This is a genomic window from Streptomyces sp. NPDC107538 (assembly GCF_055657445.1).
On the sequence record NZ_JBVKAY010000012.1, the window covers coordinates 163,736 to 186,892 of the forward strand.

General features: G+C 71.9%; 20 protein-coding genes and 1 riboswitch. Of the genes, 9 read left to right on the plus strand and 11 right to left on the minus strand.

The annotated features are described in order from the left end of the window. Positions 1-146 precede the first annotated feature (146 nt). Positions 147-587 (minus strand): SRPBCC family protein, encoded by a 441-nt coding sequence (locus ACZ7MG_RS33295; RefSeq protein ID WP_471394326.1) that lies wholly within the window; start codon positions 585-587, stop codon positions 147-149. 83 nt (positions 588-670) lie between these two features. Next, complete coding sequence (locus ACZ7MG_RS33300; RefSeq protein ID WP_471394324.1) at positions 671-1,468, minus strand: metallophosphoesterase family protein; 798 nt, start codon at positions 1,466-1,468, stop codon at positions 671-673. A gap of 313 nt (positions 1,469-1,781) precedes the next feature. Here ACZ7MG_RS33300 and ACZ7MG_RS33305 point away from each other — a divergent pair, with 313 nt between their 5' ends. Continuing rightward, positions 1,782-3,578 carry an AMP-dependent synthetase/ligase gene (locus ACZ7MG_RS33305; RefSeq protein ID WP_471394322.1) on the plus strand — a complete coding sequence of 599 codons (1,797 nt, stop codon included), beginning with the start codon at positions 1,782-1,784 and terminating at the stop codon, positions 3,576-3,578. Between the two features lie 19 nt (positions 3,579-3,597). Here ACZ7MG_RS33305 and ACZ7MG_RS33310 read toward each other — a convergent pair whose 3' ends face one another. Next, entirely contained in the window at positions 3,598-5,220 is a 1,623-nt protein-coding gene (locus ACZ7MG_RS33310) for a GMC oxidoreductase (RefSeq protein ID WP_471394697.1), read from the minus strand. A 158-nt stretch (positions 5,221-5,378) separates the two neighbouring features. Beyond that, the gene (locus tag ACZ7MG_RS33315) at positions 5,379-6,521 is read right to left on the minus strand and encodes a glycosyltransferase family 4 protein (protein ID WP_471394319.1); all 1,143 of its coding nucleotides are present in this window, start codon (positions 6,519-6,521) and stop codon (positions 5,379-5,381) included. Positions 6,522-6,714: 193 nt separating this feature from the next. Between ACZ7MG_RS33315 and ACZ7MG_RS33320 the strand changes: the two genes are divergently transcribed. Beyond that, positions 6,715-7,947, plus strand: a complete 1,233-nt coding sequence (locus ACZ7MG_RS33320; protein WP_471394694.1) for a glycosyltransferase 87 family protein — start codon at positions 6,715-6,717, stop codon at positions 7,945-7,947. Positions 7,948-8,256: 309 nt separating this feature from the next. On the opposite strand, the gene ACZ7MG_RS33325 is transcribed toward ACZ7MG_RS33320, so the two are convergent. The 5 genes from ACZ7MG_RS33325 to ACZ7MG_RS33345 all read right to left on the minus strand — a co-directional run bounded on the left by ACZ7MG_RS33325 (position 8,257) and on the right by ACZ7MG_RS33345 (position 13,779). Continuing rightward, positions 8,257-9,480: a hypothetical protein gene (locus ACZ7MG_RS33325; protein WP_471396396.1), complete on the minus strand. Its 1,224-nt coding sequence runs from the start codon at positions 9,478-9,480 to the stop codon at positions 8,257-8,259. 42 nt (positions 9,481-9,522) lie between these two features. Further along, entirely contained in the window at positions 9,523-10,554 is a 1,032-nt protein-coding gene (locus ACZ7MG_RS33330; protein ID WP_471396394.1) for a C40 family peptidase, read from the minus strand. Between the two features lie 315 nt (positions 10,555-10,869). Continuing rightward, positions 10,870-11,904: a C40 family peptidase gene (locus tag ACZ7MG_RS33335; protein WP_471396392.1), complete on the minus strand. Its 1,035-nt coding sequence runs from the start codon at positions 11,902-11,904 to the stop codon at positions 10,870-10,872. A 258-nt stretch (positions 11,905-12,162) separates the two neighbouring features. Then, positions 12,163-13,506 carry an NYN domain-containing protein gene (locus ACZ7MG_RS33340; RefSeq protein WP_471396389.1) on the minus strand — a complete coding sequence of 448 codons (1,344 nt, stop codon included), beginning with the start codon at positions 13,504-13,506 and terminating at the stop codon, positions 12,163-12,165. Positions 13,507-13,539: 33 nt separating this feature from the next. Continuing rightward, positions 13,540-13,779, minus strand: coding sequence for a hypothetical protein (locus tag ACZ7MG_RS33345; RefSeq protein WP_086760482.1), 240 nt, complete (start codon positions 13,777-13,779; stop codon positions 13,540-13,542). A gap of 198 nt (positions 13,780-13,977) precedes the next feature. Between ACZ7MG_RS33345 and ACZ7MG_RS33350 the strand changes: the two genes are divergently transcribed. From ACZ7MG_RS33350 to ACZ7MG_RS33380, 7 genes are all read left to right on the plus strand, one after another. Continuing rightward, positions 13,978-14,709, plus strand: coding sequence for a rhomboid family intramembrane serine protease (locus ACZ7MG_RS33350; protein WP_471396387.1), 732 nt, complete (start codon positions 13,978-13,980; stop codon positions 14,707-14,709). Continuing rightward, complete coding sequence (locus tag ACZ7MG_RS33355; RefSeq protein ID WP_471396385.1) at positions 14,706-14,987, plus strand: Lrp/AsnC family transcriptional regulator; 282 nt, start codon at positions 14,706-14,708, stop codon at positions 14,985-14,987. The genes ACZ7MG_RS33350 and ACZ7MG_RS33355 overlap by 4 nt, the downstream gene beginning before the upstream one ends. A gap of 82 nt (positions 14,988-15,069) precedes the next feature. After that, positions 15,070-15,372: a small secreted hydrophilic protein gene (locus ACZ7MG_RS33360; protein ID WP_471396383.1), complete on the plus strand. Its 303-nt coding sequence runs from the start codon at positions 15,070-15,072 to the stop codon at positions 15,370-15,372. Beyond that, the gene (locus ACZ7MG_RS33365) at positions 15,299-16,801 is read left to right on the plus strand and encodes a sensor histidine kinase (RefSeq protein WP_471396381.1); all 1,503 of its coding nucleotides are present in this window, start codon (positions 15,299-15,301) and stop codon (positions 16,799-16,801) included. The genes ACZ7MG_RS33360 and ACZ7MG_RS33365 overlap by 74 nt, the downstream gene beginning before the upstream one ends. Further along, a complete protein-coding gene (locus ACZ7MG_RS33370) occupies positions 16,798-17,472 on the plus strand; it encodes a response regulator transcription factor (protein ID WP_471396378.1) in 675 nt (224 codons plus the stop codon). Before ACZ7MG_RS33365 ends, ACZ7MG_RS33370 begins: the two co-directional genes overlap by 4 nt. A gap of 114 nt (positions 17,473-17,586) precedes the next feature. Continuing rightward, complete coding sequence (locus tag ACZ7MG_RS33375) at positions 17,587-19,002, plus strand: SLC13 family permease (RefSeq protein ID WP_471396375.1); 1,416 nt, start codon at positions 17,587-17,589, stop codon at positions 19,000-19,002. Between the two features lie 24 nt (positions 19,003-19,026). Then, positions 19,027-20,283: a glycerate kinase family protein gene (locus ACZ7MG_RS33380; protein ID WP_471396372.1), complete on the plus strand. Its 1,257-nt coding sequence runs from the start codon at positions 19,027-19,029 to the stop codon at positions 20,281-20,283. Here ACZ7MG_RS33380 and ACZ7MG_RS33385 read toward each other — a convergent pair. Beyond that, entirely contained in the window at positions 20,244-21,605 is a 1,362-nt protein-coding gene (locus ACZ7MG_RS33385; RefSeq protein WP_471396369.1) for an aminotransferase class V-fold PLP-dependent enzyme, read from the minus strand. The genes ACZ7MG_RS33380 and ACZ7MG_RS33385 overlap by 40 nt on opposite strands. Positions 21,606-21,731: 126 nt before the next feature. After that, a riboswitch (SAM riboswitch) is annotated at positions 21,732-21,847 on the minus strand. Between the two features lie 231 nt (positions 21,848-22,078). Further along, complete coding sequence (gene trpD / locus ACZ7MG_RS33390; protein ID WP_471396367.1) at positions 22,079-23,143, minus strand: anthranilate phosphoribosyltransferase; 1,065 nt, start codon at positions 23,141-23,143, stop codon at positions 22,079-22,081. Positions 23,144-23,157: the final 14 nt, after the last annotated feature.

A 23,157-nucleotide genomic window follows, 5' to 3' on the forward strand; every position in this document is an offset into this window, starting at 1 on the left:
CCGAAGCCGCGTCGGCACCCGGCGCCGGGCTGAGCGCGGCGTGGGGGCGCTTGCCGGCGCTCACAGGGTGCCGCCTGCGCCCACCCGTGCCGCCCCAGCGGCACGATTGCCCGCAGCTGGGGGGGACGGCCCGGGGTGGCCGTCGGCTACGCGCCCGACTCCACCCGCTTCTTCAGGCCCGCCAGGGCCCGGTCGATGATGACCTTCTCCGCCTTGCGCTTGATCATGCCGAGCATGGGGATCTTGACGTCGACGGTGAGCTGGTAGGTCACCTCGGTCACCGAGGCGCTCACCGGCTTGAGGAGGTAGGAGCCGTCGAGGGAGCGCAGCATCTGGGACTTGACCAGCGTCCAGGACACCTCGTTCGCCCCGGTCCAGGTGTACCCCAGCGTCTGGTCGTCCTTGATCGCGCCGGCGTCCATGACCAGCCGGACCTGCTCGGCCCGCCCCTGCTCGTCCGTCCGGAGGACCTCCGCCTCCTTCACCTCTCCCGTCCAGTCCGGGTAGCGGGCGAAGTCGGCGATCACTCCCATGACGTCGGCCGCCGCAGCCTCGATCGTGATGCTCGAACTGGTGAATTCCGCCATCGCCGTGGCTCCTCCAGAGACTGTCCGGTGAGGGAGGTGGGTGCGCACGTATGTGCAGCGTGAAGGCTACCGCTTGCGGGACCTCACCATTCCAGCGCCCACGGCTTCCCGCTCCCCGCGAAGTGCCCCACGTTCACACACTCGGTCGCCCCGATCCGCATCCGCCGCGCCAAGGGCTGGTGGACGTGGCCGAACAGCGAGTACCGGGGCCGGGTGCGACGGATCGCGTCCAGCAGCGCCCCGCTCCCCCGCTCGAAGCGGCGCGCCACCGTGTCGTACACCAGCTCGGGCACCTCCGGCGGGATGTGGGTGCAGAGCACGTCCACCTCCCCCACCGCCTCGATCTTGGCGGCGTACTCCTCGTCGCTGATCTCGTACGGCGTCCGCATCGGCGTGCGCAGACCGCCGCCCACGAAGCCGAAGACCCACCCGCCGATCTCCACCCGCTCACCGTCCAGCACGGTCGTCCCCGGTCCCGCGAACTCCGGCCACAGCTTCGGCATATCGACATTGCCGTAGGTGGCGTACGTCGGTGTCGGGAAGGCCGCGAACATCTCGGCGTACTGCTTGCGGACGGCCTTCTCGATCACGGTGGCGCGGTCCTCGCCGACGCCCGCCCACAGCCGGGCCCCGTGTTCGCGGGCCTCCTCGAAGCGGCGGGCGGTGCGCAGTTCGACGAGCCGGGTGGCGTTCTCCGCGCCGAAGAGGTCGGGGAAGATGCCACGGGAGTGGTCGGCGTAGTCGAGGAAGAGGACCAGGTCGCCCAGGCACACCAGGGCGTCGGCGCCCTCACCCGCCCGGGTCAGGTCGCGTGCGTTGCCGTGCACGTCGCTGACCACATGGATGCGCGTTCTGCCGTTACCGCCCGGTGTGCGTGCCATGGCGATCAAGCGTAGGCGTGTGCGGCATACGTGAACAGTGCCGTCCGGACGTGCGGTTACTGGCCAGTCAGCAAGTGAGGGGATTATTCTTCCCGGGAGAACCCCACTTGTGTGACGCGGAGAACATCTCACCGGACCCCCCTCGCGGAGATGCCATACCGACGGGTAACGTCCGGGCAGTCCAGTTGTGCTCAGGATTTCAACCAGTGAGGCCCGAGGGATCGCCTGGGACCTGAGCGCTCGCCCAGCCTTGGACCGCACCGTCGCAGCAACACAGAGTCGTGGCGCCGGCGCCCTATGAGGAGCAGCAGTCTTGCGCGAGTTCAGCCTTCCGGCTTTGTACGAGGTCCCGACGGACGGCAATCTGACCGACATCGTCCGCAGAAACGCCGCGCAGCATCCCGATGTGGCCGTCATCGCCCGCAAGGTGGGCGGCGCCTGGCAGGACGTGAACGCGGTCCAGTTCCTCGCCGAGGTGCGGACGGCCGCGAAGGGGCTGATCGCCGCCGGGGTCCAGCCGGGCGACCGGGTCGCGCTGATGTCCCGCACCCGGTACGAGTGGACGCTGCTGGACTTCGCGATCTGGTCGGCCGGCGCGGTCACCGTACCCGTGTACGAGACCAGCTCGCCGGAGCAGGTGCAGTGGATCCTCGCCGACTCGGGCGCCACCGCCATGATCGTGGAGCTGGACGGGCACTCGGCCGCCGTCGAGTCGGTGCGCGACCGGCTGCCCGCGCTGAAGCACGTGTGGCAGATCGAGGGCGGTGGGGTGGAGGAGCTGGGCCGCCTCGGCCAGGACGTCACCGACGCGGCCGTGGAGGAGCGCAGCTCGCTGGCGAAGGCCGACGACCCGGCGACCATCGTCTACACCTCCGGCACCACCGGCCGCCCGAAGGGCTGCGTGCTCACCCACCGCAGCTTCTTCGCCGAGTGCGGGAACGTGGTGGAGCGGCTGCGGCCCCTGTTCCGTACGGGCGAGTGCTCGGTCCTGCTCTTCCTCCCGCTCGCGCATGTCTTCGGGCGGCTCGTGCAGGTCGCGCCGATGATGGCGCCGATCAAGCTGGGCACCGTACCGGACATCAAGAACCTCACCGACGAGCTGGCCTCCTTCCGGCCGACGCTGATCCTCGGTGTGCCGCGGGTGTTCGAGAAGGTCTACAACTCGGCGCGGGCCAAGGCGCAGGCGGACGGCAAGGGCAAGATCTTCGACAAGGCCGCGGACACGGCGATCGCGTACAGCCGGGCGCTGGACACCGCGTCGGGCCCGGCGCTCGGGCTGAAGGTCAAGCACAAGGTGTTCGACAAGCTCGTCTACAGCAAGCTACGCGCGGTGCTCGGCGGCAAGGGCGAGTACGCGATCTCGGGCGGCGCCCCGCTGGGCGAGCGCCTGGGCCACTTCTTCCGGGGTATCGGCTTCACGGTCCTGGAGGGCTACGGCCTGACCGAGTCCTGTGCGGCGACCGCGTTCAACCCCTGGGACCGGCAGAAGATCGGTACGGTCGGGCAGCCGCTGCCGGGTTCGGTGATCCGGATCGCGGACGACGGGGAGGTGCTGCTGCACGGCGAGCACCTGTTCAAAGAGTACTGGAACAACCCGGGCGCGACCGAGGAGGCGCTGGCCGACGGCTGGTTCCACACCGGTGACATCGGCACCCTCGACGAGGACGGCTATCTCAGCATCACCGGCCGCAAGAAGGAGATCATCGTCACCGCGGGCGGCAAGAACGTCGCCCCGGCCGTGATCGAGGACCGTATCCGGGCGCACGCCCTGGTCGCGGAGTGCATGGTCGTGGGTGACGGGCGGCCGTTCGTGGGCGCGCTGGTCACCATCGACGAGGAGTTCCTGGGCCGTTGGGCCGCCGAGCACGGCAAGCCGGCGGGCTCCACCGCGGCGTCGCTGAGCGCGGACGCCGATCTGAACGCGGCCGTGCAGGCCGCGATCGACGACGGCAACGCCGCGGTGTCGAAGGCGGAATCGGTGCGGAAGTTCCGCATTCTGTCCTCCCAGTTCACGGAGGAGTCGGGCCACCTGACGCCGTCGCTGAAGCTGAAACGGAACGTGGTGGCGAAGGACTACGCGGACGAGATCGAGGCGATCTACCAGAAGTAGCAGGCTCTCCGGGAGAGCGTCATGGCGCGGTGTCCTCCACGAGGACCCGCGCCATCGTGCGTTCGGCGAGCGCGGTGATCGTGACGAACGGGTTCACCCCGATCGAGCCGGGCACCAGCGAACCGTCGGTGACGTACAGCTTCGAATACCCCTTCACCCTCCCGTAGTCGTCGGTCGCCTTCCCCAGGACGCAGCCGCCCAGCGGGTGGTACGTGAAGTCGTCGGCGAACACCTTGTTGGACGAGCCGAACAGGTCGTACCGGTAGATGGTGCTGTTGGCGGAGTTGATCCGGTCGAAGAGCTTCTTGGCCATGGCGGAGGAGACCGCGCTCTGGGCGGCGCTCCAGCCGAGCTTGGCCGAGTCGCTGGCCGCGTCGTAGGTGAAGGAGGCGCGCTCGGTGTTCTTGGTGATCGCCAGATAGAGGCTGACCCAGTGTTCGAGTCCCGTGGGGAGCGGGGCGATCTCGGCGAAGACGGGGTTGGCGGTGTTGGCCCAGTCGTCGATGCCCATGACCGGCATGGTCGACTGGTTCGCCCCGACCGTGTCCCAGAGGTGGTTGGCCCGGCCGAGCATCGTGTTGCCGTTGGGGCCCCAGCCCGCTCCGACACTGGCGTTCAGTGCGGGGAGCGTGCCCTTCGCCCGGGCGCGGACGAGGAGTTCGGTGGTGCCGACGCTGCCGGCGCCGAGGAAGAGGTAGGTGCAGCCGTACTCCTTGGTCTCGACGACCGTGCCCGTGCCGTCGACGCGGTCGACGGTGACGACGTACGTGCCGTCGCTCAGCCTGCGGATGCCCCGGGCCCGTTCCATGGTGTGGATGGTGACGTTGCCGGTGCCGAGGGCGGCGGCGAGGTAGGTCTTGTCGAGGCTCTTCTTGCCGTGGTTGTTGCCGTAGATGACCTCCCCGGCGAGGGCTGACTTGGTCGCGGTGCCCGCGGCCTCGCGCTGCATGTAGTCGAAGTCGTAGACGCTGGGCACGAAGGTGGTCTTCAGGCCGGTCTTCTGGGCATGTGCGCGGGAGATCCGGCTGAAGCGGTACCACTCCGTGGACTCGAACCAGGCGGGGTCGACGGTGTTGACGCCGAGCATGGCGCGGGCGCGCGGGAAGTACGTGCCGTACATCTCGGCGGTGTCGACGGTCGGGAACTGCTCGGCGAAGTACGACTGGAGGGGGGTGACGGCCATGCTGCCGTTGACCAGGGAGCCGCCGCCGACGCCGCGGCCGAGAAAGACGGACATGTTGGCGTAGCGGACGCGGTCGAGGACGCCGGGGTAGGGGCTGATGTCCTTGTTGACGACGTCCAGCCAGAGGAAGGTGGCGAGCGGGGCCTCGGTGCGGGTCTTGAACCACATCGACCGCTCGTCCGGTTCCCTGGTGGAACAGAAGATCTTGCCGTCGGAGCCGGGGGTGGTCCAGGCCCGGCCCATCTCCAGGACGAGGGTGCGGATACCGGCCTGGCCGAGGCGGAGGGCGGCGACGGCGGCGCCGTAGCCGGAGCCGATGACGATCGCCGGGGCGTTGTCGACGGCGGCGGGCTCGGCGGCCTGTGCGGACCGGAGGTCGATGCGGGTGAGGCCGAGGGTGGCCGCCGTCTGGAGGGCGGCCATACCAAGGATGTGACGTCTCGTCAGCTGACGCTGCATCAGTTTTGCTGTCATGTGCGCAGCATGTGCGGATTATTCGGCTCCGGCTAGGGGCTCCGCCGAGCCGGGTGGCGCCTACCGGGGTGCCGGGTGCTCCCGGTAGGCGACTTCCGGTCGTCTTGTGGCTGGTCGTGCGGTTCCCCGCGCCCCTTGCGGGGCTACAGCAGCGTTTTCAAAGTTTCTGCCAACAGGTCCCAGCGCCACTTCTCCTCGACCCACTCCCGTCCCCGCTGTCCCATGCGGGTCCGTAGTTCCGGGTCGCCGAGGAGGGTGGTGACGCGTTCGGCGGTGTCGGTCGGGGAGGTGCCGCGGACGACCCAGCCGGTCTCGCCGTCGAGGACGGCGTCAGGGGCGCCGCCGGAGTCGCCCGCGACGACGGGCAGGCCGGTCGCGGAGGCCTCCAGATAGACGATGCCGAGCCCCTCGACGTCCAGGCCGCCCCGACGGGTGCGGCACGGCATGGCGAAGACGTCACCGGCGCCGTAGTGGGCGGGCAGCTCGGACCACGGGACGGCACCGGTGAAGCGGACGGACCCGGCGACCCCGGTCTCCTGGGCGAGCCGGCGCAGCTCCTTCTCGTACGGGCCGCCGCCGACGATCAGCAGCACCGCCTCCGGCTCCCTGGCGAGGATGCCGGGCATCGCCCGGATCAGCGTGTCCTGTCCCTTGCGCGGCACGAGGCGGGAGACGCAGACGACGACCGGGCGGTCGGTGAGCCCGAGCTGGGCCCGGACCTCGTCGCCGCCGGAGCCCGGGTGGAAGGTCTTCTCGTCGACGCCGGGCGGCAGTTGGACCATCCGTCCGGCCGCCTCGGGGGTGAGGGCGGTGGCGATCCGGGAGCGGGTGTACTCGCCCAGGTAGGTGATCGTGTTCGTGCCCTCGCCGATCCGCCGCAGCAGCTGCCGGGCGGCGGGCAGCTGCGCCCAGCCCGCCTCGTGGCCGTGCGTGGTGGCCACCAGCCGCGTCGCGCCCGCCCTGCGCAGCGCGGGGGCCATCAGGCCGAGCGGGGCCGCCGCGCCGAACCACACCGACGTACAGCCGTGCTCGCGCAGCAGTGAGACCGCGCGGCGGGTGACGGCGGGCGTCGGCAGCAGCATGGTCGTCCGGTCGCGGACGACGGTGAAGGGCTGCTCGGCGTCGAAGGCGGCCGTCGCCTCGACGCCCTCCCGGCTGCGCTTCCACGTCGACGCGTAGACGACGATCCGCTCGGGGTCCAGACGCAGCGCCATGTTGTGCAGAAACGCCTGGATACCGCCGGGCCGGGGCGGGAAGTCGTTGGTCACGATCAGGGTCTTGTGCATCGCCGCCGACCCTACCGAACGGGCCCCGGCGCGCCGCCGTCAGGCGCCTCCACACCGCCCCACGCACCTCCGCACCCGGCCCGGCCGTGCTTCACGGCCGCTTCACAGGCCGACAGGGGATCATGTCCCTCACGCACACGAACCGGAGCGCGGACGGACAGGGACGGACAGGGATCACGTGGCTCAGACGGACATGACGGGCTCGACGGGCTCTCGACGGCTCCCGCTCGGCCTGCTCGCGCTCTGGGGCGTCACCCGGCTGCTCCTGCTGCTGTTCGTCTTCAAGGTGTACGTGTTCCCGGGCCCGGACGTCACCACCGACGTCTCGTCCATCTACCACGGCTGGTACGAGGTCCTGCGCGACGGAACGTATCCCCAGGACGACGTCACCTGGCAGTACCCGCCCGCCGCCGCGCTGGCGATCCTCTCCCCCGCCCTGCTGCCGTTCCTGGACTACGCGTCGGCGTTCTTCGTCCTCGCCCTCCTCGCCGACCTGGCGGTGCTCACACTGCTGCTGTACGCGGGCGGGCGCCCCGGGAAGTCCTGGCGCGGGGCGTGGGTGTGGACGGTGGGCCTGCCGCTGCTGGGCCCGACCGTGTACGCCCGCTACGACGTGATGGTGACGGCGGTGGCGGTCGCGGCGCTCCTGGCCGGCAGCCGCCATCCGCGCGCGATGGGGGCACTGACGGCGTTCGCGGCCCTGCTGAAGGTGTGGCCCGCGCTGCTGCTCCTGGGCGCGCGGGGGCGTACGGCCTGGGCGTGGGCGGTGGGCACGGGGGTCGCCGTGGCCGGGCTGTTCGCCGTCTCCATGCCTGGGGCCTTCGCCTTCCTGACGTTCCAGCGGGACCGGGGCACCGAGGTGGAGTCGCTGGGCGCGCTCGTCTTCCATGTGGCCCGGCAGTTCGGCTGGGACGGGCAGGTGCTGCTGAACTACGGCTCGGTGGAGTTCCTCGGGGAGTACGTGGACACCGTGAGCGACGCGGCGCTGCTGCTCAGCGGGGTGGCCTTCGCCTGGCTGCTGCTGTGGCGGGTGCGGGCGCGGCGGTTCGCTCCGCACACGCTCGCGGAGGCGGCGTTCGTGGGGGTGCTGATGTTCACGGCCACGAGCCGGGTGATCAGTCCGCAGTACATGGTGTGGCTGGTGGGGCTCGCGGCCGTCTGTCTCTGCTTCCGGGCGAGCCGCATGGGTGGGCCGACGGTCATGGTCCTCGTGGCGTCCTTCGTGACCGTCCTGGAGTTCCCGATCTGGTTCGGCCACGTCGTCGCCAGCGACTGGCTGGGGGTCACCCTCCTCTTCGTCCGCAACGGGTTGCTGGTGCTGGCCGGGCTGGTCGCCGCGTTCGAACTGTGGCGGGGTACGGTGCCGCCCGCCCCGGCGCCCCTCCCGGGGCGTAGCGCCCGCGCGAAGGAGCGGCTGGGGTCTTGAGCGGGGGTGCGTTGTCGGGTGCAGCTTGAGCGGGTGGGGGTGCGTTGTCGGGTGCGGGCCCGGTGGGGCTTCTCGCGCAGTTCCCCGCGCCCCTAAAAGCCCAGGCCCCTGCGGGCCTGGAAGACCAGCCCTCCGCAGTCTGAAAGGCGACCGGCGGCGGGGCTGAAAGCGACCGGCGGCGGGGCTGAAAGCGATCGGCGGCGGGGCTGAAAAGCATGGGGCGCAGCCCCTGCTTTTCAGGGGCGCGGGGAACTGCGCGAGAAGCCCCACGCACCCGCACCCGACAACGCGCCCCACCCACCCCCACCCTCACCCCAGCTGAGCCCGCACATACTCCCGCCACCGCGCCGTGAAGTCCCGCACCGTCGTCCCCAGCACCTCCTTCAGGGCCCCCTCCACCGCCCCCTCCCGCTCCCCGTGCTCCCCCACCGCCCGGTAGAACTCGTCGAGCCGCACCTCACCCCACCGGTCGGCGATCATGCGGCAGGCCAGCCAGCCCCCCTCGTACGCCTGGGCCAGCCGCCCGGAGTCGTCGGAGAAGGCGAAGGCGGAGTCGGCGGGGAGGGCGGCCGGGACGCGGCCCTCCGCCACCGCCCGCTGCAGCTCGGGGGCGACCTCGGCGGCCGTACGGCCGGTGCCGCGGTAGCCGACCCAGTCCGCGTAGCCCTCGGAGAGCCAGAGGGGGGTCGCGGCGTTGGTGTGGGCGCGGGTGGCGACATGGGTCGTCTCGTGGGTGAGGACGACCTGCCGGCCGAAGTCACCGAGGACGGCGTACGCGTCGGGGTTGACGACGATCCGGTCCGCGGGCGCCTTCGCCGCGCCGCCCGCCTCGCCCGTGGTGACCGCCGCGATCCCCCGGTACCCGGACGCGGGCGCCCCCAGCAGCCCCGCCATCTCGTCCAGCGACTCCGGTACGACGACCACGACCCGCCGCGCCCAGTCCTCGCCCCACGCCTCCGTCACGGTCGGCACGGCCCGGTCCGCCAGCACGGTGTACGTGCGCAGGGTCTTCGCCGACCGCCCGACGCCGAGCACGAGGCTCCGCTCCCCCCGGACGGCGACGATCGGGCCCTGCTCCCACAGCTGTTCGGTGCCCTTGTCCGAGGGCTCGTCGGCGGCAACCCGCCACGCCCCGTCACCGCCGCGGACGAGGGTCAGGGTCCGTACGGCGGTGACGGGCGCCCCGTCGTAGCCGCGGATCCGGTAGCGCAGGGCCGCCTCGGCCGTGGCCCGGTCGCCGGAGCGGTGGAAGGAGGTGAGGCCGTACGACCAGGAGGCCAGCGGCAGTGCGCGGAGGTTGACGAACTCGGCTGTGCCGGTGGCGAGTTGGCCGGGGACGGAGGTGCTGGTCGCCTCGGTGGCCCGGTAGGCCGTCCCGTCCCGTTCCAGGACGGCCGCGGCCCGCCGGTCGAGCATGCGCTCCACCTCGACGCGGGCGGTGTCGGGGGAGGTGTCGCCCCCGCACCCGACGAGGAGGGCGAGGGCGAGACAGACTCCCGCGACTCCCGGGAACGAGCGCCTTCTGCCAGCCACGTCCCCGATCGTACGGTGGCCCGCCGAAGGGGCCCAGGGCGGTCAGGGGCGGGTGACCGAGGCAATCGGCATCATGCCCACGGGGTCGTAGCGGACCGGGGCGCCCGGGTAGGGGGCGTGGATGACCTGGCCGTTGCCGACGTACATGCCGACATGGCTGGCGTCGGGCCGGTAGGTGACGAGGTCGCCGGGCTGGGCCTGGGAGAGCGGGACCTGGGTGCCGGCGTACCGCTGGGCCTGCGAGGTGCGCGGCAGACCGACGCCGGCCTGTCCGTACGACCAGACCATGAGGCCGGAGCAGTCGAAGCCGTGCGGCCCGGTGGAGCCCCATACGTACGGCTTGCCGAGGGCGGAGCGGGCGGCGGCGACGGCGGCGGCCGCGCGGCCGTTGGGGGCGACGGCGCCGGAGAGGTCCGGCACCTCGGTGCGGCCGGCGGTGGTGGAGCGGGAGGCGCGGTCGTACTCGGCGCGCTCCTCGTCCGGGAGGGAGTTGAGCAGCCGCCGGGCCGCCGCGAGCTTCCCCTCGACGGACCGCTTGTGCTGGGCGACGGCCTTGCGGCTCTTCTCCAGCTCGGTGAGCTTCTCCCCGGCCTCCGCGCGGTTCTGGGAGAGCTCGCGCATGGCCTGCTGGAGGTCGTGGAGTTCGCCCGCCTGGTGGGCGCTGATGCGGTCCAGGGCGGCTGCCGTGTCGAGGTAGTCGTCCGGGTCGTCGGAGAACAGCAGGGCGATCGACGGGTCGACGGCGCCGGAGCGGTACTGCGCGCCGGCCAGCGAACCCAGCGACTCCCGCATGACGTTGATGCGGTCCTGCTGCCGGGCGATCGAGTCCTGCGCGGTGCCGACCTGCTCGCGCAACTCGTCGGCGCGCTCGTCGGCCTTGTTGTAGGCCTCGGTGGCCCGCTCGGCCTCCTCGTACAGCCGGTCCACCTCGGCCCGGGTGTTGTCGTGCGGCGCGGCGGCGGCCGGCTGGACGGGGATGGCGCCGAGGGCGGCGGCCGCGGCGGACAGCACACCGAGGGCGGCGGCCGCGCCCCGGTCGAACCCGGACGGTACAAGGCGACTGTGGGACACCACGGGAAGCCGCACTCCCTTCGACGGTGGACAGGGGCCCTCCCCCGGGCCGGAGGGCGTCCCCTGCAGGGGGTGCGCTCACGGCGGGTGAGGGAAGCGCGGCCGACAGTAGCCGCGCGACCGCGTCCCAGCCAAAGACCTTCGCGGGCACGGAGCGTGACGTCCGGCCTGGGACCCAGGTCACCAGCGGGTGAAGGGGTCAGCGCGAGGTGCGGGAATTCGCCCGTTCGGGCGGTGCTGTGTCCTGATCTTGAAGGAAAACAAGGCCGACCGTCACACGGTGTGACGATCGGCCTGTTTCAGGTGTCGCGGGTGCGGTCAGGCGACGCGCACACCGAACTGGAAGGAGCCGATGGTGCTCATCGACTCGTAGCGGACGACCTTGCCCGGGTACGGGGCGTGCAGGACCATGCCGTTGCCCGCGTAGAGGCCGACGTGGCCCAGGTCGTTGAAGAAGACCAGGTCGCCCGGCTTGAGCGCGTCACGGCCGATCTTCGTGCCGTCGTTCTGCTGGGTGTACGTGGTCCGGGTGATCGAGACACCGGCCTGGGCGTAGGCCCACTGGGTCAGCCCGGAGCAGTCGTAGGAGTTGGGGCCGCTGCCGCCGGAGACGTAGGGCTTGCCGACCTGGGTGCCGGCGGCGGCGAGGGCGGCCGCGCCGCGGTCGGAGGCGGGCGCCTCGTCGCCGAGTTCGACACGGTCCCCGGCGTCGCGGCTGGCGCGGGTCTCCTGCTCGTCCAGGGCGGCCTTCTCCTCGGCCGTCAGGGTGTTGAGGAGCTTCTGCGCGGCGGCCAGCTTGGTCTGGACTTCCTTCTTCTTGTCGGCCAGGGTCTCGCGGGTCTCGGCGAGGTCCTCCAGCTTCTCCGTGGCCTCCTGGCGCTGCTGCGCGAGCGTGCGCTGCTTGTCCTGGATCTTCTTCAGCGCCTCGACCTGCTGGCTGGTCAGCTGGTCGAGCGTGGCGGCCTTGTCCAGGTAGTCGTCCGGGTCGGCGGAGAGGAAGAGCTGGATCGAGGAGTCGATGCCGCCCGAGCGGTACTGGGCGCTGGCCGCGAGGCCTATGCCCTCCCGCAGCTCGTTGAGTTCTTCCTGACCCTTGGCGACGTTGTCCTGGATCGTGGAGATCTCCTTCTCGAGCTTCTCCTGCTTCTCCTCGGCCCCGTTGAGCTTGTCGGTGGCCCGCCCGGCGTCCTCGTAGAGCTTGTGGACCTTGGCCTGGACGTCGTCCTTGCTCGGCTTCTCGGCGGGCGCGGCGTTGGCGGCCTGCGAGGTGAGGGCCACGGCAGCGGCGGCGGCGGTGGTGAGCACGGTCACACGCGTACGGCTCGGCTGCTTCGGTCGACGGTGGGACGCCACGGTAGGGAACTCCTTCATGTGAGCGACCGGCCGGCCAGGACTCCGGCGACGATCACCCGTTCAGAGGTTTGAGCCCAGACCCTAGTGACCCAATGGTGATCACTTCAAATCCCCCACAGGAAAAATCCCGTCCCACGGCGCACAATTTACACTCAACACACATGCGGTAGCGCTCGGTTGACGCTACGTTGCGCAACATTTCGATCAATTCGGGCATAGCGCCTGTTCGTTGCCGTTGGGGCGGACGTGATCGAAAGGTCAGGAAAGCCGCTTGAGGAGCACGGCGGAGGCAACCGGACGCGCCCCCGCCTTCGCGATGCCGTCGGCCACCTCACGGTCGGTGGAGGCGACGATGACGGGCCGGCCGGGCGGCTCGGCGCGCACCAGTTGCCGGATCAACTCGTCGGCGGTGACCCCGGGCTTGGAGAACAGCACCCGCACCCCGCGCGGCGGCGCGAGCAGCACCGGCGCGGCCAGCTCGGCCCCGTCGAAGACACAGGTGACCTCGGCGCCGGTCTGCGCGGCGAGCTGGGACAACTGCCCGAGGAGCCTGAGGCGCTGCTTCTCCAGCGGCATCTGCGGATAGCCGGTCTTGGTGACGTTGTAGCCGTCGACGACGAGATGCGCCTGCGGCAGCGCCAGCAACTGGTCCAGGATCGCCGGGTCGTTCTCCGACAGCGCGCGGGCGGCGATGTCCTTCGGGGTCATCCGCCCCGGCTCGACCGCGTCGACGGTCTCCGCGGGCCGTACGGAGACCGGCGGCAGCGCCAGCTCCCGCCGGAGCCCCTGGGCCGCGTCCAGCACGGTGTCGAGCAGCAGCCGTACCCGCATGTCCTCGACGCTGCGGCCCTCGCGGGCGGCCCGCCGGGCGGCCTCCAGAGCGGCCTCCGCCTCCCCCAGCCGGGCTTTGAGCCGCCGGCTCTCGCTCTCGGCGGCGGACACCTGGGAGTGCCCCTCGGCGCGTACGGTCTCCATCTCGGCGTGCAGCTTGCGCAGGGCGGCCTCGCCGCGCTTGACGTCGCTGAGGGCGGCCCGGAGCTTGCGGTGCATCGAGTCGGCCTCCTTCTTCGCCGACTCCAGCTCCGCGCGCAGCCGTTCCGTCTCGGCCTTGGTGTGGCCGCGGGCCTCGGCGAGCTGCTCGCGCAGCCGCTCCAGCTCGGCCCGGCTCTCCTCGTCGGCGCGCTCGGCGTCCGCCCGCAGGGCCTCCTCACCGGCCGCCGCGACCAGCTTCACCCAGCCCGTGGGGCGCAGTACGTAGGCCGCGGCCGCCACGTCCAGCGGATCCGCGGCCGGGGGCGGCGCGCCCGTGTCGAGGGCACCGGCCAGCTCCGGGTGGGCCTCCCGGAACCGCTCCCCGATCCGCTGTCTGAAGAGCGTGTCGCCCTCCACGGCGGCGGCCATCGCGTTGCCCGCGAACTTCACCCGGCGGGTCGGGGTGAAACGGGCGTACTGCCTGAGCTGTGCGGGCAGTTCGGCGACGGTGAGTCCGCCGAAGCCGTCGGAGACGATCTGCACGACGCGCTTGCGGACGCCCTCGGGCAGCGGACGGTCGAGCACCTCAGCGGCGCCGTCGCCCGGCCCCCCGCCTGAGCTCTCCACCATCCGTCACCCCAATGTCTGTGCGGGTCCGCTCCCTCAGGAGCCGGCGCCCGGCCTGTCCACGAGTTCCACCTGGTCCACGGCGTTGCACCAGCGGCAGCGCACCGACTCGATGTTCTCACTGACCACGTCGCGCTCCTCGACCTTGGGCTCTCCGGCGAGGTCGAGGTGGACGTACTCGACGACCTTCGACGAGCGGGTCACGTCGAACCGTGTGAGGTTGCCACAGAGCGTGCAGCGCCAGCGGGTCGTGTCCGTCGGCAGGGGAACCGTCATCGTGGCTGCTCTTCCTTCTTCCAGTCTCCGTGAAGCGCCGGCGTCCCGGTGCGTGTGGCTCGTAACCCTACGGCCTGACCGGTACTCGACGCCCGTTCACCTGTGGCGGCGGCGCGGATTGCCTCCGGCGGCACCGCCGATCCCCGTGGGCGGCGAGGCGGTCTGTGCGGGTGGGTCCCGTTACGTCATGCTCTGTTCATGATCGGCAAGTGGAGCACCTCGGCCGCCCGGGCCGTACGAAACGAGTCGGCGCCGGTGACGTACGGGCTGATCGCCTTCTGCTGTGCGCTCTTCCTGATCGGGCCGGCGGCCGGACTCAACCCCGGGTACGGCACCGGGGACGAGCTGATCGCCGCGCAGCGGGCGTACTTCCGGCGCTGGGGCGTCGTCCCCGTCGAGCTGTTCGACGGTTCCCCGGGCGCGGCGCTCACCCCGCTGACCGCGCTCTTCGTGCACGGCAGCTGGCTGCACCTGCTCGGCAACATGCTCTTCCTCTTCGTCTTCGGTGCGATGGCCGAGGAACGCATGGGCCGTCTGCGGTTCGCCCTCTTCTACGTGGCCTGCGGCTACCTCGCGCTGGTGGCGTACGCGGCGGCGCACGCCGGGTCGCCGCAGTCGCTGGTCGGCGCGTCCGGGGCGATCTCCGCGGTCCTCGGCGCCTTTCTCTTCCTGTTCCCCCGGGCGCGGGTGACGAGCCTGCTGCCGTTCCTTTTCTTCCTCCCGCTGCGGTTCCCGGCGTGGGTGACCCTGCCGTTCTGGGTGACCCTGCAGTGGCTGGCGGCGGGGCGGCAGACGGCCGGGCCGGGGGTGGCCTATCTGGCGCATCTGGTGGGCTTCGGACTGGGGTTCTGTTACGCGTGGGGGCGTTATGGGCGGAGGGCTAGAGTGAAGGCGCCCGTCGATGTCCTTGAGGGAGAGAAACAGCCGTGATCACCGCGATCGTGCTCATCAAGACCAGCGTGGACCGGATTCCGGAGATCGCGGAGTCCATCGCCGCGATCGATTCCGTGACCGAGGTGTTCTCCGTGACCGGTACCTACGATCTGGTCGCCATGGTGCGGGTGAAGGAGCACGAGGACCTCGCGGACGTGATCCCCGGCCGTATCAGCAAGATCCCCGGGGTGCTGGGCACAGACACGCATGTCGCGTTCCGGGCGTACTCGCAGCACGACCTGGACGCCGCGTTCTCCATCGGTCTGGACGGCTGAGCGCGCCTTCGGGGGCCCTGATGAAGAAATCCTCATCCCGGCCTCATCCGCACCGACCGGTCCGCTCCGCAGGATCGTCCCCATGGTCTTCTCCCGCCGGATCGCGGCTCTCGCCGCCGTCGTGGCGATTCCGCTCGGGATCGCCGCGACCAGTTTCGCCCTGACCGACAGCCCGCAGGCGCCGAAGGTGCCGCCGAAGGTGGAGTTGGAGAGCGGGTCGCCGAGTCCCACACCCACCCGGCCGACGGCGACGCCCGGTGACGAGGCCGTGTCGCGGCCTCCGGTGACCGACGGCTCCGCGAGTGATGACGATGACGACGACGCCGGGCAGAACGGACAGGACGGCCGGGACGACGCCGACGACGGCCCCGGTGACGACGGCTGACCGACCCCTCGGGCGGGTCTCCGCCCGGGTCCGGATCCTGCTGTGGCTGCTGCTCGTGATGACCGTGGCGCTGGCCTCGGTCGCGACGACCACGCGGTCGATCCTGCTGCGGGACGTGGACCAGCGCATCGACGAGCTGCTCGCACAGGAGGCCGGGGAGTTCACCAACCTCCAGGCGCACGGCGTCGATCCGCAGACCGGTGAACCCTTCACCGAGCCGTCCCGGCTGCTGAAGGTCTTCCTGGAACGGCAGAACGCCGACCTCGACGAGGAGCTGATCGGCCTCGTCGGCCGCGGCGGACGCGCCCCCTCACAGCTCTTCCAGCAACGCGATATCCCCGTCCCGCTGCCCCTGCACCAGGACACCGACGCCCGACGGCGGATCTTCGAGTCGACCGCGTCCACGGGCACGCTGGAGCGGGCGGCCGGGGAGATCCGCTGGGCGAAGGTGGAGGTGGCCCGGTACGGCTCCGAGGCGGACGCGGCGTTCGTGGTCGCCTTCCACCCGGCGAGCGAACAGGCCCGCGCCGACGAGGTGTTCCGGGTGCTGCTCGCCATCTCCGGGGTCGCCCTGCTGATGACCACCGGGATCGCCTGGGTGGTCGCGGGCCGCATCCTCAAACCCGTACGGCTGGTGCGGGCGGCCGCCGCCCAGCTCACCGAGCAGGACCTCACCCGGCGCATCCCGGTGCACGGCCGGGACGACGTGGCCGCGCTCGCCGAGACGTTCAACGCGATGCTGGACCGGCTGGAGCGGGCGTTCGCCGCGCAGCGGGAGTTCGCCGACGACGCGGGCCACGAGCTGCGCACCCCCATCACCATCGTGCGCGGCCATCTGGAGCTGATGGGCGACGATCCCGCCGAGCGCGAGGAGACGGTCCGGCTGGTCACCGACGAACTGGACCGGATGAGCCGCATCGTCGAGGACCTGCTGCTACTCGCCAAGGCCGAGCGGCCCGACTTCGTCCGCCCCGAGCCGGTCCAGCTCGCCGAACTCACCGCCGATGTCTACGTCAAGGCCCGCACCCTGGGCGACCGCGACTGGCAGCTCGCCGAAGTCGCCGACCTTGAGGCCGAGTTGGACCCCCAGCGGATCACCCAGGCGATGGTCCAGCTCGCCCAGAACGCGGTGCAGCACACCACCACCGGCCAGACCATCCGGGTCGGCTCCCGCGCCGAGGGCACGACGGTCGAGCTGTACGTCGTCGACTCGGGGCCCGGGGTGCAGCCGCAGGACGCCGAGGTCGTCTTCGAACGGTTCCGGCGCGGCACGGCCCGACGCGGCGCCCGCGGCTCCGGTGCCGGGCTCGGCCTGGCCATCGTCCGCGCGATCGCCGAGGCGCACGGCGGCCGGGTACGGCTGCACGACACCGAGGGCGGCGGCGCGACCTTCGTCCTGACCCTGACCCTGGAAGGGGCCCGCCCGTGAACCGCATTCTCATCGTCGAGGACGAGGAACGCATCGCCTCCTTCGTCGAGAAGGGCCTGCGCGCGGGCGGCTTCACCACGACCGTGGTCGGCGACGGCGACGCGGCCTACGAGTACGCCCTCACCGGCGGCTTCGACCTGATCGTCCTCGACATCGGCCTGCCCGGCCGCGACGGCTTCACCGTCCTGCGCGAGCTGCGCGAGGCCCGCGTCACCGTCCCGGTCATCGTGCTGACCGCCCGCGACTCGGTACGCGACACCGTGGCCGGCCTGGAGGGCGGCGCCGACGACTGGATGACCAAGCCGTTCCGCTTCGAGGAGCTGTTGGCGAGGGTCCGCCTCCGGCTGCGTACGGCGGCCAGGGCCCCCGAGGTGACGATGCTCCGCAGCGGCGACCTGACCCTGGACCTCCGGACCCGACGGGCGCGCGCCGGGGAGCGTCTGGTGGACCTGACCGCAAGGGAGTTCGTCCTCCTGGAACTCTTCCTGCGCCACCCCGGCCAGGTCCTCTCCCGCGAACAGATCCTGTCCCACGTCTGGGGCTACGACTTCGACCCGGGCTCGAACATCGTGGACGTGTACGTGCGGGCGCTACGAAAGAAGCTCGGGGCCGCACAACTGGAGACGGTAAGGGGCATGGGCTACCGGCTGCCGACAGCCGCGCCCCGATAGGGGCGCGGGGAACTGCGCGACCAGCCCTCACGGACTCGCGCCCGAAGAACGACGTGAAGCCCCCTTCATAAACGCCTCATCAAGGACTCACCCCCGAAATGAACCCTTGATGACGTGCCCCTGAATCTCCGCCTCGCCACCACCCTCTGCGTAGCCCTCTCCCTCTGCGCGCTGCTCGCCGTCCCCGGCAACTTCCCCGGTCTCGGCGGAGAGGCCCGCCTCACCCTCACGGTCTTCACGCTGGCGACGGCCGCCTGGATCGGCACCCCCGTCGACGACACGTACATCGCGCTGGGCGCGGGCCTCGCCCTCACCGTCACCGGGGTCATCAGCGACGACACGCTCTTCGGCACCCTCGGGAACGACACCGTATGGCTGCTGATCTGTGCGTTCGTCCTGGCCGCCGCGGTGACCCGGACGGGGCTCGCGGGCCGGGCCGCGACGTTCCTGGTGAGCGGCGCCCGCACCGTACGGCAGCTGACGCACCTCACCACCGCCGCCCTCGTGGTGACCGCCTTCGCCGTGCCGGCCACCTCGGGCCGCGCCGCCCTCGCGCTCCCCGTGTTCCTGGCCCTCGCCAAGGCGCTGGCCGACCGGAGACGACTGGTCGTGATGCTGGCGCTGCTGTTCCCGACCGTGATCCTTCTGTCGGCGGTGGCGACCCTGATCGGCGCGGGAGCGCATCTGATCACCGTGTCGGTGCTGTGGGAGGCGACCGGCGACCGGATCGGCTTCACCGAGTGGCTGCTGCTGGGCCTGCCGCTGGCGATCGTGTCGTCCCATCTGGCCGCCGAGGCCGTGCTGCTGACGACGACCCGGCGCGCGGACCGCCGCGGCCCGGTGCGGATCACGGCGGAGGAGATCCAGCTGCACAGTGAGCGGCCGGTGACCGGGCCCTGGTCCCCCGCCGAGTCGCGCTGCGCCCTGCTGCTGGCCACGGTCGTGGTCCTGTGGTGCAGCGAGCCGCTGCACCGGGTCTCCCCGGCGGTGGTCGCGCTGATCGGCGCGGTCGTCGCCTCCTCACCGGCGCTGGGCACCGTACGGCTGAAGGACGCGTTGCGGACCGTGCCCTGGTCGATGCTGCTCTTCATGGCCGCGACGATGGCGATGGGCGTCGCGCTCAGCGACTCGGGAGCGGCGACGTGGCTGGTCTCCGGGCTGCCCTCGGGGGTCACGCCGCTGGTGTTCCTGGTGGTGGTCGTGGTGGTCAGCACGGCCGCGCATCTGGTCCTGCAGTCCCGGTCGGCCCGCTCGTCGGTGCTGGTCCCGCTGGTCGTCGCGGCGGCCGTGGGCGCCGGGGTCAGCCCGGTCGCCGCCGCGCTCGCCTCCACCGCCGCGGCGGGCTTCTGCCACACCCTCCCGGCCTCCGCCAAGCCGGTCGCGCTCTTCGCCGACCTGCCCGGCACCCCCACCTACACCCCCCGCGACCTGCTGCGCCTCTCCGCCGTGCTGGCCCCGCTGACCGCCGCCCTGGTGGTGCTCTTCGCGGCGGTGGTGTGGCCGGCGCTGGGCGTCCCGCTCGTCCCGTAACCACTCTCCAGGAGCCCTGAGACCATGCTGAACCGAGTCGCCGTAGCCCCCAGTGGCTTCAAGGAGTCCCTGTCCGCCGAGGCCGCCGCCGAGGCCATCGCGGAGGGCGTCCGCCGGGTCCTGCCCGACGCGGAGCTGGATCTGATCCCGCTGGTGGACGGCGGCGAGGGCACGGCCGCCGCGCTGGCCGCCGCCACCGGGGGACGACTGGTCCCCCTCCTGGCCACGGGCCCGGTCGGCGACCCGGTCGACACCCACTTCGCCCTCGTCGGCTCCCCCGGCCCGGCGACGACGGGGACAGCCGTGGTCGAGATGGCCGCCGTCGCCGGCCTCTCCCTCGTCCCGCGCGCCCTCCGCGACCCCGGCGCCACCACCACGTACGGCGTCGGCGAACTGATCCGCGCCGCGCTCGACACCGGCGTACGGCGCATCCTGATCGGCTGCGGGGACTCCGGTACGTCGGACGGCGGGGCCGGTGCCCTCCAGGCCCTGGGCGCGCGGCTCCTGGACGCGGACGGCGTCGAACTCCCGCCGGGAGGACGGGAGTTGGGCCGCCTGGACCGGATCGACCCGGCCGGCCTGGACGCACGCCTCAAGGACGTCGACCTGCTCGTCGCCTGCAACCCGTTCAACGTGCTGTGCGGCGAACGGGGCGTCGCCCGGGTCTTCGGCCCGCAGAAAGGGGCGACACCGGAGCAGGTCGAGGAACTGTCGGCCGCGCTGGAGACCTGGGCGTACGTCCTCACCCGCGACCTCGCCCCGCAGCGGGCGGACCTCCGCACCGGCCCCGGCACCGGCGCCTCCGGCGGGCTCGGCGCCGGGCTGGCCGCCCTGGGCGCCCGGCTGCTCCCCCGCTTCGAGGTGCTGCTGGGCCATCTGGACCTCGACGCCCGGCTGGCCCGCGCCGATCTGGTCATCACGGCCGAGGGCGCCCTCGACCACCAGACGCCGCGCGGCAAGGTCCCCGCCGAGGTCGCCCGCCGCGCCAAGCTGCACGGCCGCCCGGTGCTGGCCCTCGCGGGCACCCTGGGCGAGGGCGCGCACGAGGTGCCGGGCGTGGACGCCTGCACCGGCATCCTGCCCGCCCCGATGGCGCTCGCCGAGGCCCTGGTCCGCGCGAGCGAACTCCTCACGGACGCCACGGAACGGGCCCTGCGGATGATCGTGCTGGGCGCCCGGGTGACGGCGGGCTCAACCGGTGCGGGGCAGACGGCCGGTCAGACGGCCGGTCAGACGGCCGGTCAGACGGCCGGGACGCAACGGCCGTCCTCCGTACGGTAGTTCCACTGCGCGCCGTCGCTCACCAGCTCCTTGACCGCGCCCACGAACCGCTCCACGTGCTCGTCGGGGGTGCCCGCGCCGAAGCTCACCCGGATCGCGTTGAGGGACCGCTCGCCGGGCGCGGCCTCGGGGGCGCCGCACTCGCCCTGGACCTGCGGGTCGCTGCCGAGCAGGGTGCGGACGAGGGGGTGGGCGCAGAAGAGGCCGTCGCGGACGCCGATGCCGTACTCGGCGGAGAGCGCGGCGGCGAAGTGGGAGCTGTTCCAGCCGTCGACGACGAAGGAGATGACGCCGACACGCGGGGCGTCGTCCCCGAAGAGGGACAGGATCCGTACCTCGGGCACATCGGCGAGCCCGGCCCGTACGGCGTCGATCAGATACCGCTCGCGGGCGACCAGCGTGTCGAACCCGGCCTCGGTGAGGGCCTTGCAGGCGGAGGCGATGGAGTAGGCGCCGATGACGTTGGGCGAGCCGGCCTCGTGGCGGGCGGCGCTCTCGTGCCACTCGACGTCCACACCGCCGTCGGTACGCCGGGTCACCTTGCGGGAGGCACCGCCGCCGGCGAGGTACGGCTCGGCCGCGGTGAGCCAGTCGGCACGGCCGGCGAGGACCCCCGACCCGAAGGGCGCGTACAGCTTGTGGCCGGAGAAGGCGACCCAGTCGACGTCCAACTCCTGCACGAAGACGGGGTGGTGGGGCGCCAGCTGGGCCGCGTCGAGCACGATCCGCGCGCCGTGCGCGTGCGCGGCGGCGGCCAGCTCACGCACCGGCCAGATCTCCCCGGTGACATTGGAGGCACCGGTGACGCACACCAGCGCCGGCCCGTGCGGGTCGCGTCCGGCGAGGGCGGTCTCCAGGGTGGCGACGGCCTGCTCCGGCGTCCGGGGGGCGTCCAGGTACGTGACCCGCGCGTCCCGCCAGGGCAGCAGCGAGGCGTGGTGCTCGGTCTCGAAGACGAAGACCTGGCAGTCGGCGGGGAGTGCGGCGGCGAGAAGGTTCAGCGAGTCGGTGGTCGACCGGGTGAACACGACCTGGTCGCCGTCCCGGCAGTCGAGGAACTCGGCGACGGTCTTCCGGGCGTTCTCGAAGAGATCCGTCGACAGCTGGGAGAGGTAGCCGGCGCCCCGGTGCACGCTCCCGTAGTACGGCGCGTACGCCGCCACGTCGTCCCACACGCGCTGCAGGGCGGGGGCGCTGGCCGCGTAGTCGAGGGCGGCGTAGGTGACCTCGCCGCCGGTGACGAGCGGGACGGTGACATCTCGCCCCAGAACGGGCAGCGGGGCACAAACGGACTGGGCGGCGGCAAGGGTGGAAACAGACATGGGGGCTCCCGTGAGAGGCATGCGCGAAGGAAGGGAAGGGCGCATGTGGAGGAAAGAGAGAAGGGTGCGCGGAGGCGGGGCTCGGCGGCCCTATCGCATTCGCTTGCTCAACGGAAGACTCCCTCGAAACCGCGCTTGCCGTAGACCTCGCTGCCTACGGCCCGGTCTTCACCCGGGGCACCCCGCCACGGAAGGAGGGTTGCCGGACAGCCAGCCGGGGCTATGGGCTGTCACTCATGACCTGCCGAAAAACGTACGTGAAGTGATCGTCGCGCCGCAACTCGTGTCCGGATGGTGGGCGGCTGCCGGCCCGGTGGGGCTTCTCGCGCAGTTCCCCGCGCCCCTGAAAGCAGGGGCTGCGCCCCATGCTCTTCAGGGGCGCAGCCGGTCGCCTTTCAGGGCCACGGGGGCCTGCGATTCTTTAGGGGCGCGGGGAACTGCGCGAGAAGCCCCACGCACCCGCACCCGACGAACTACCGGTTCGTCGCCGCGACCCACCGCTCGAGAACTCCCCGCGCCGCCCCCGAGTCGATGGACTCCGCAGCCCGCTCCATCCCGCCCCGCAACTGCTCCGCCAGCGACGCGGACGTCGGTTCAAGAGCCACCAGCGCCGCGGCCGAGTTGAGCAGCACCGCGTCCCGCACGGGCCCGGTCTCCCCGCCCAGCAGCCGCCGCGCGACATCCGCGTTGTACGAGGCGTCGGCCCCCCGCAGCGCCTCCACCGGCACCAGGTCGAGGCCGACGTCACGCGGGTCGAAGGCCTCCTCGGTCACCTTGCCGTCCCGGACCACCCAGACCCGGGACGTCGCCGTGGTCGTCAGCTCGTCGAGCCCGTCGTCGCCGCGGAAGACCAGCGAGGAGTTGCCGCGCCCGGCGAAGACACCGGCCATGATGGGCGCCATCCGGGGGTCGGCGACCCCGACCGCCTGGGCCCGCACCTTCGCCGGGTTCGCCAGCGGCCCGAGCGCGTTGAAGACCGTACGGATGCCCAACTGTCCGCGCGCGGCGGCCACATGACGCAGCGCCGGATGGAACTTCACCGCGAAGCAGAAGGTGATCCCGGCCTCCTCGGCGACCTCGGCGACCCGCTTCGGCGTCAGCTCCAGATTGACGCCCAGCTTCTCCAGGACGTCGGATGCCCCGGACGCCGAGGACGCGGCCCGGTTGCCGTGCTTGACGACCTTCGCGCCCGTGCCGGCGACCACGATCGAGGACATCGTGGAGATGTTGACCGTCTTGGCGCCGTCCCCGCCCGTACCGACGATGTCGACGGTCCGCCCGGCCACCTCGATCAGATTGGCGTGCTCGTACAGCGCGTCGACGAGACCGGTGATCTCGTCGACGGTCTCCCCCTTGGCCCGCAGCGCCACCACGAACCCGGCGATCTGCGCGTCCGTCGCCTCCCCGCGCATGATCTGGTCCATCGCCCAGAACGTGGCGCCGGCGTCCTGGTCGTGCCCGGACAGCAGCGCGTTCAGCACGGCGGGCCAGGAACGGCCCGCCGCGGTGTCGCCTCCAGCGGGGGTCACAGCGCTCATAGCCGCTCCTGGGT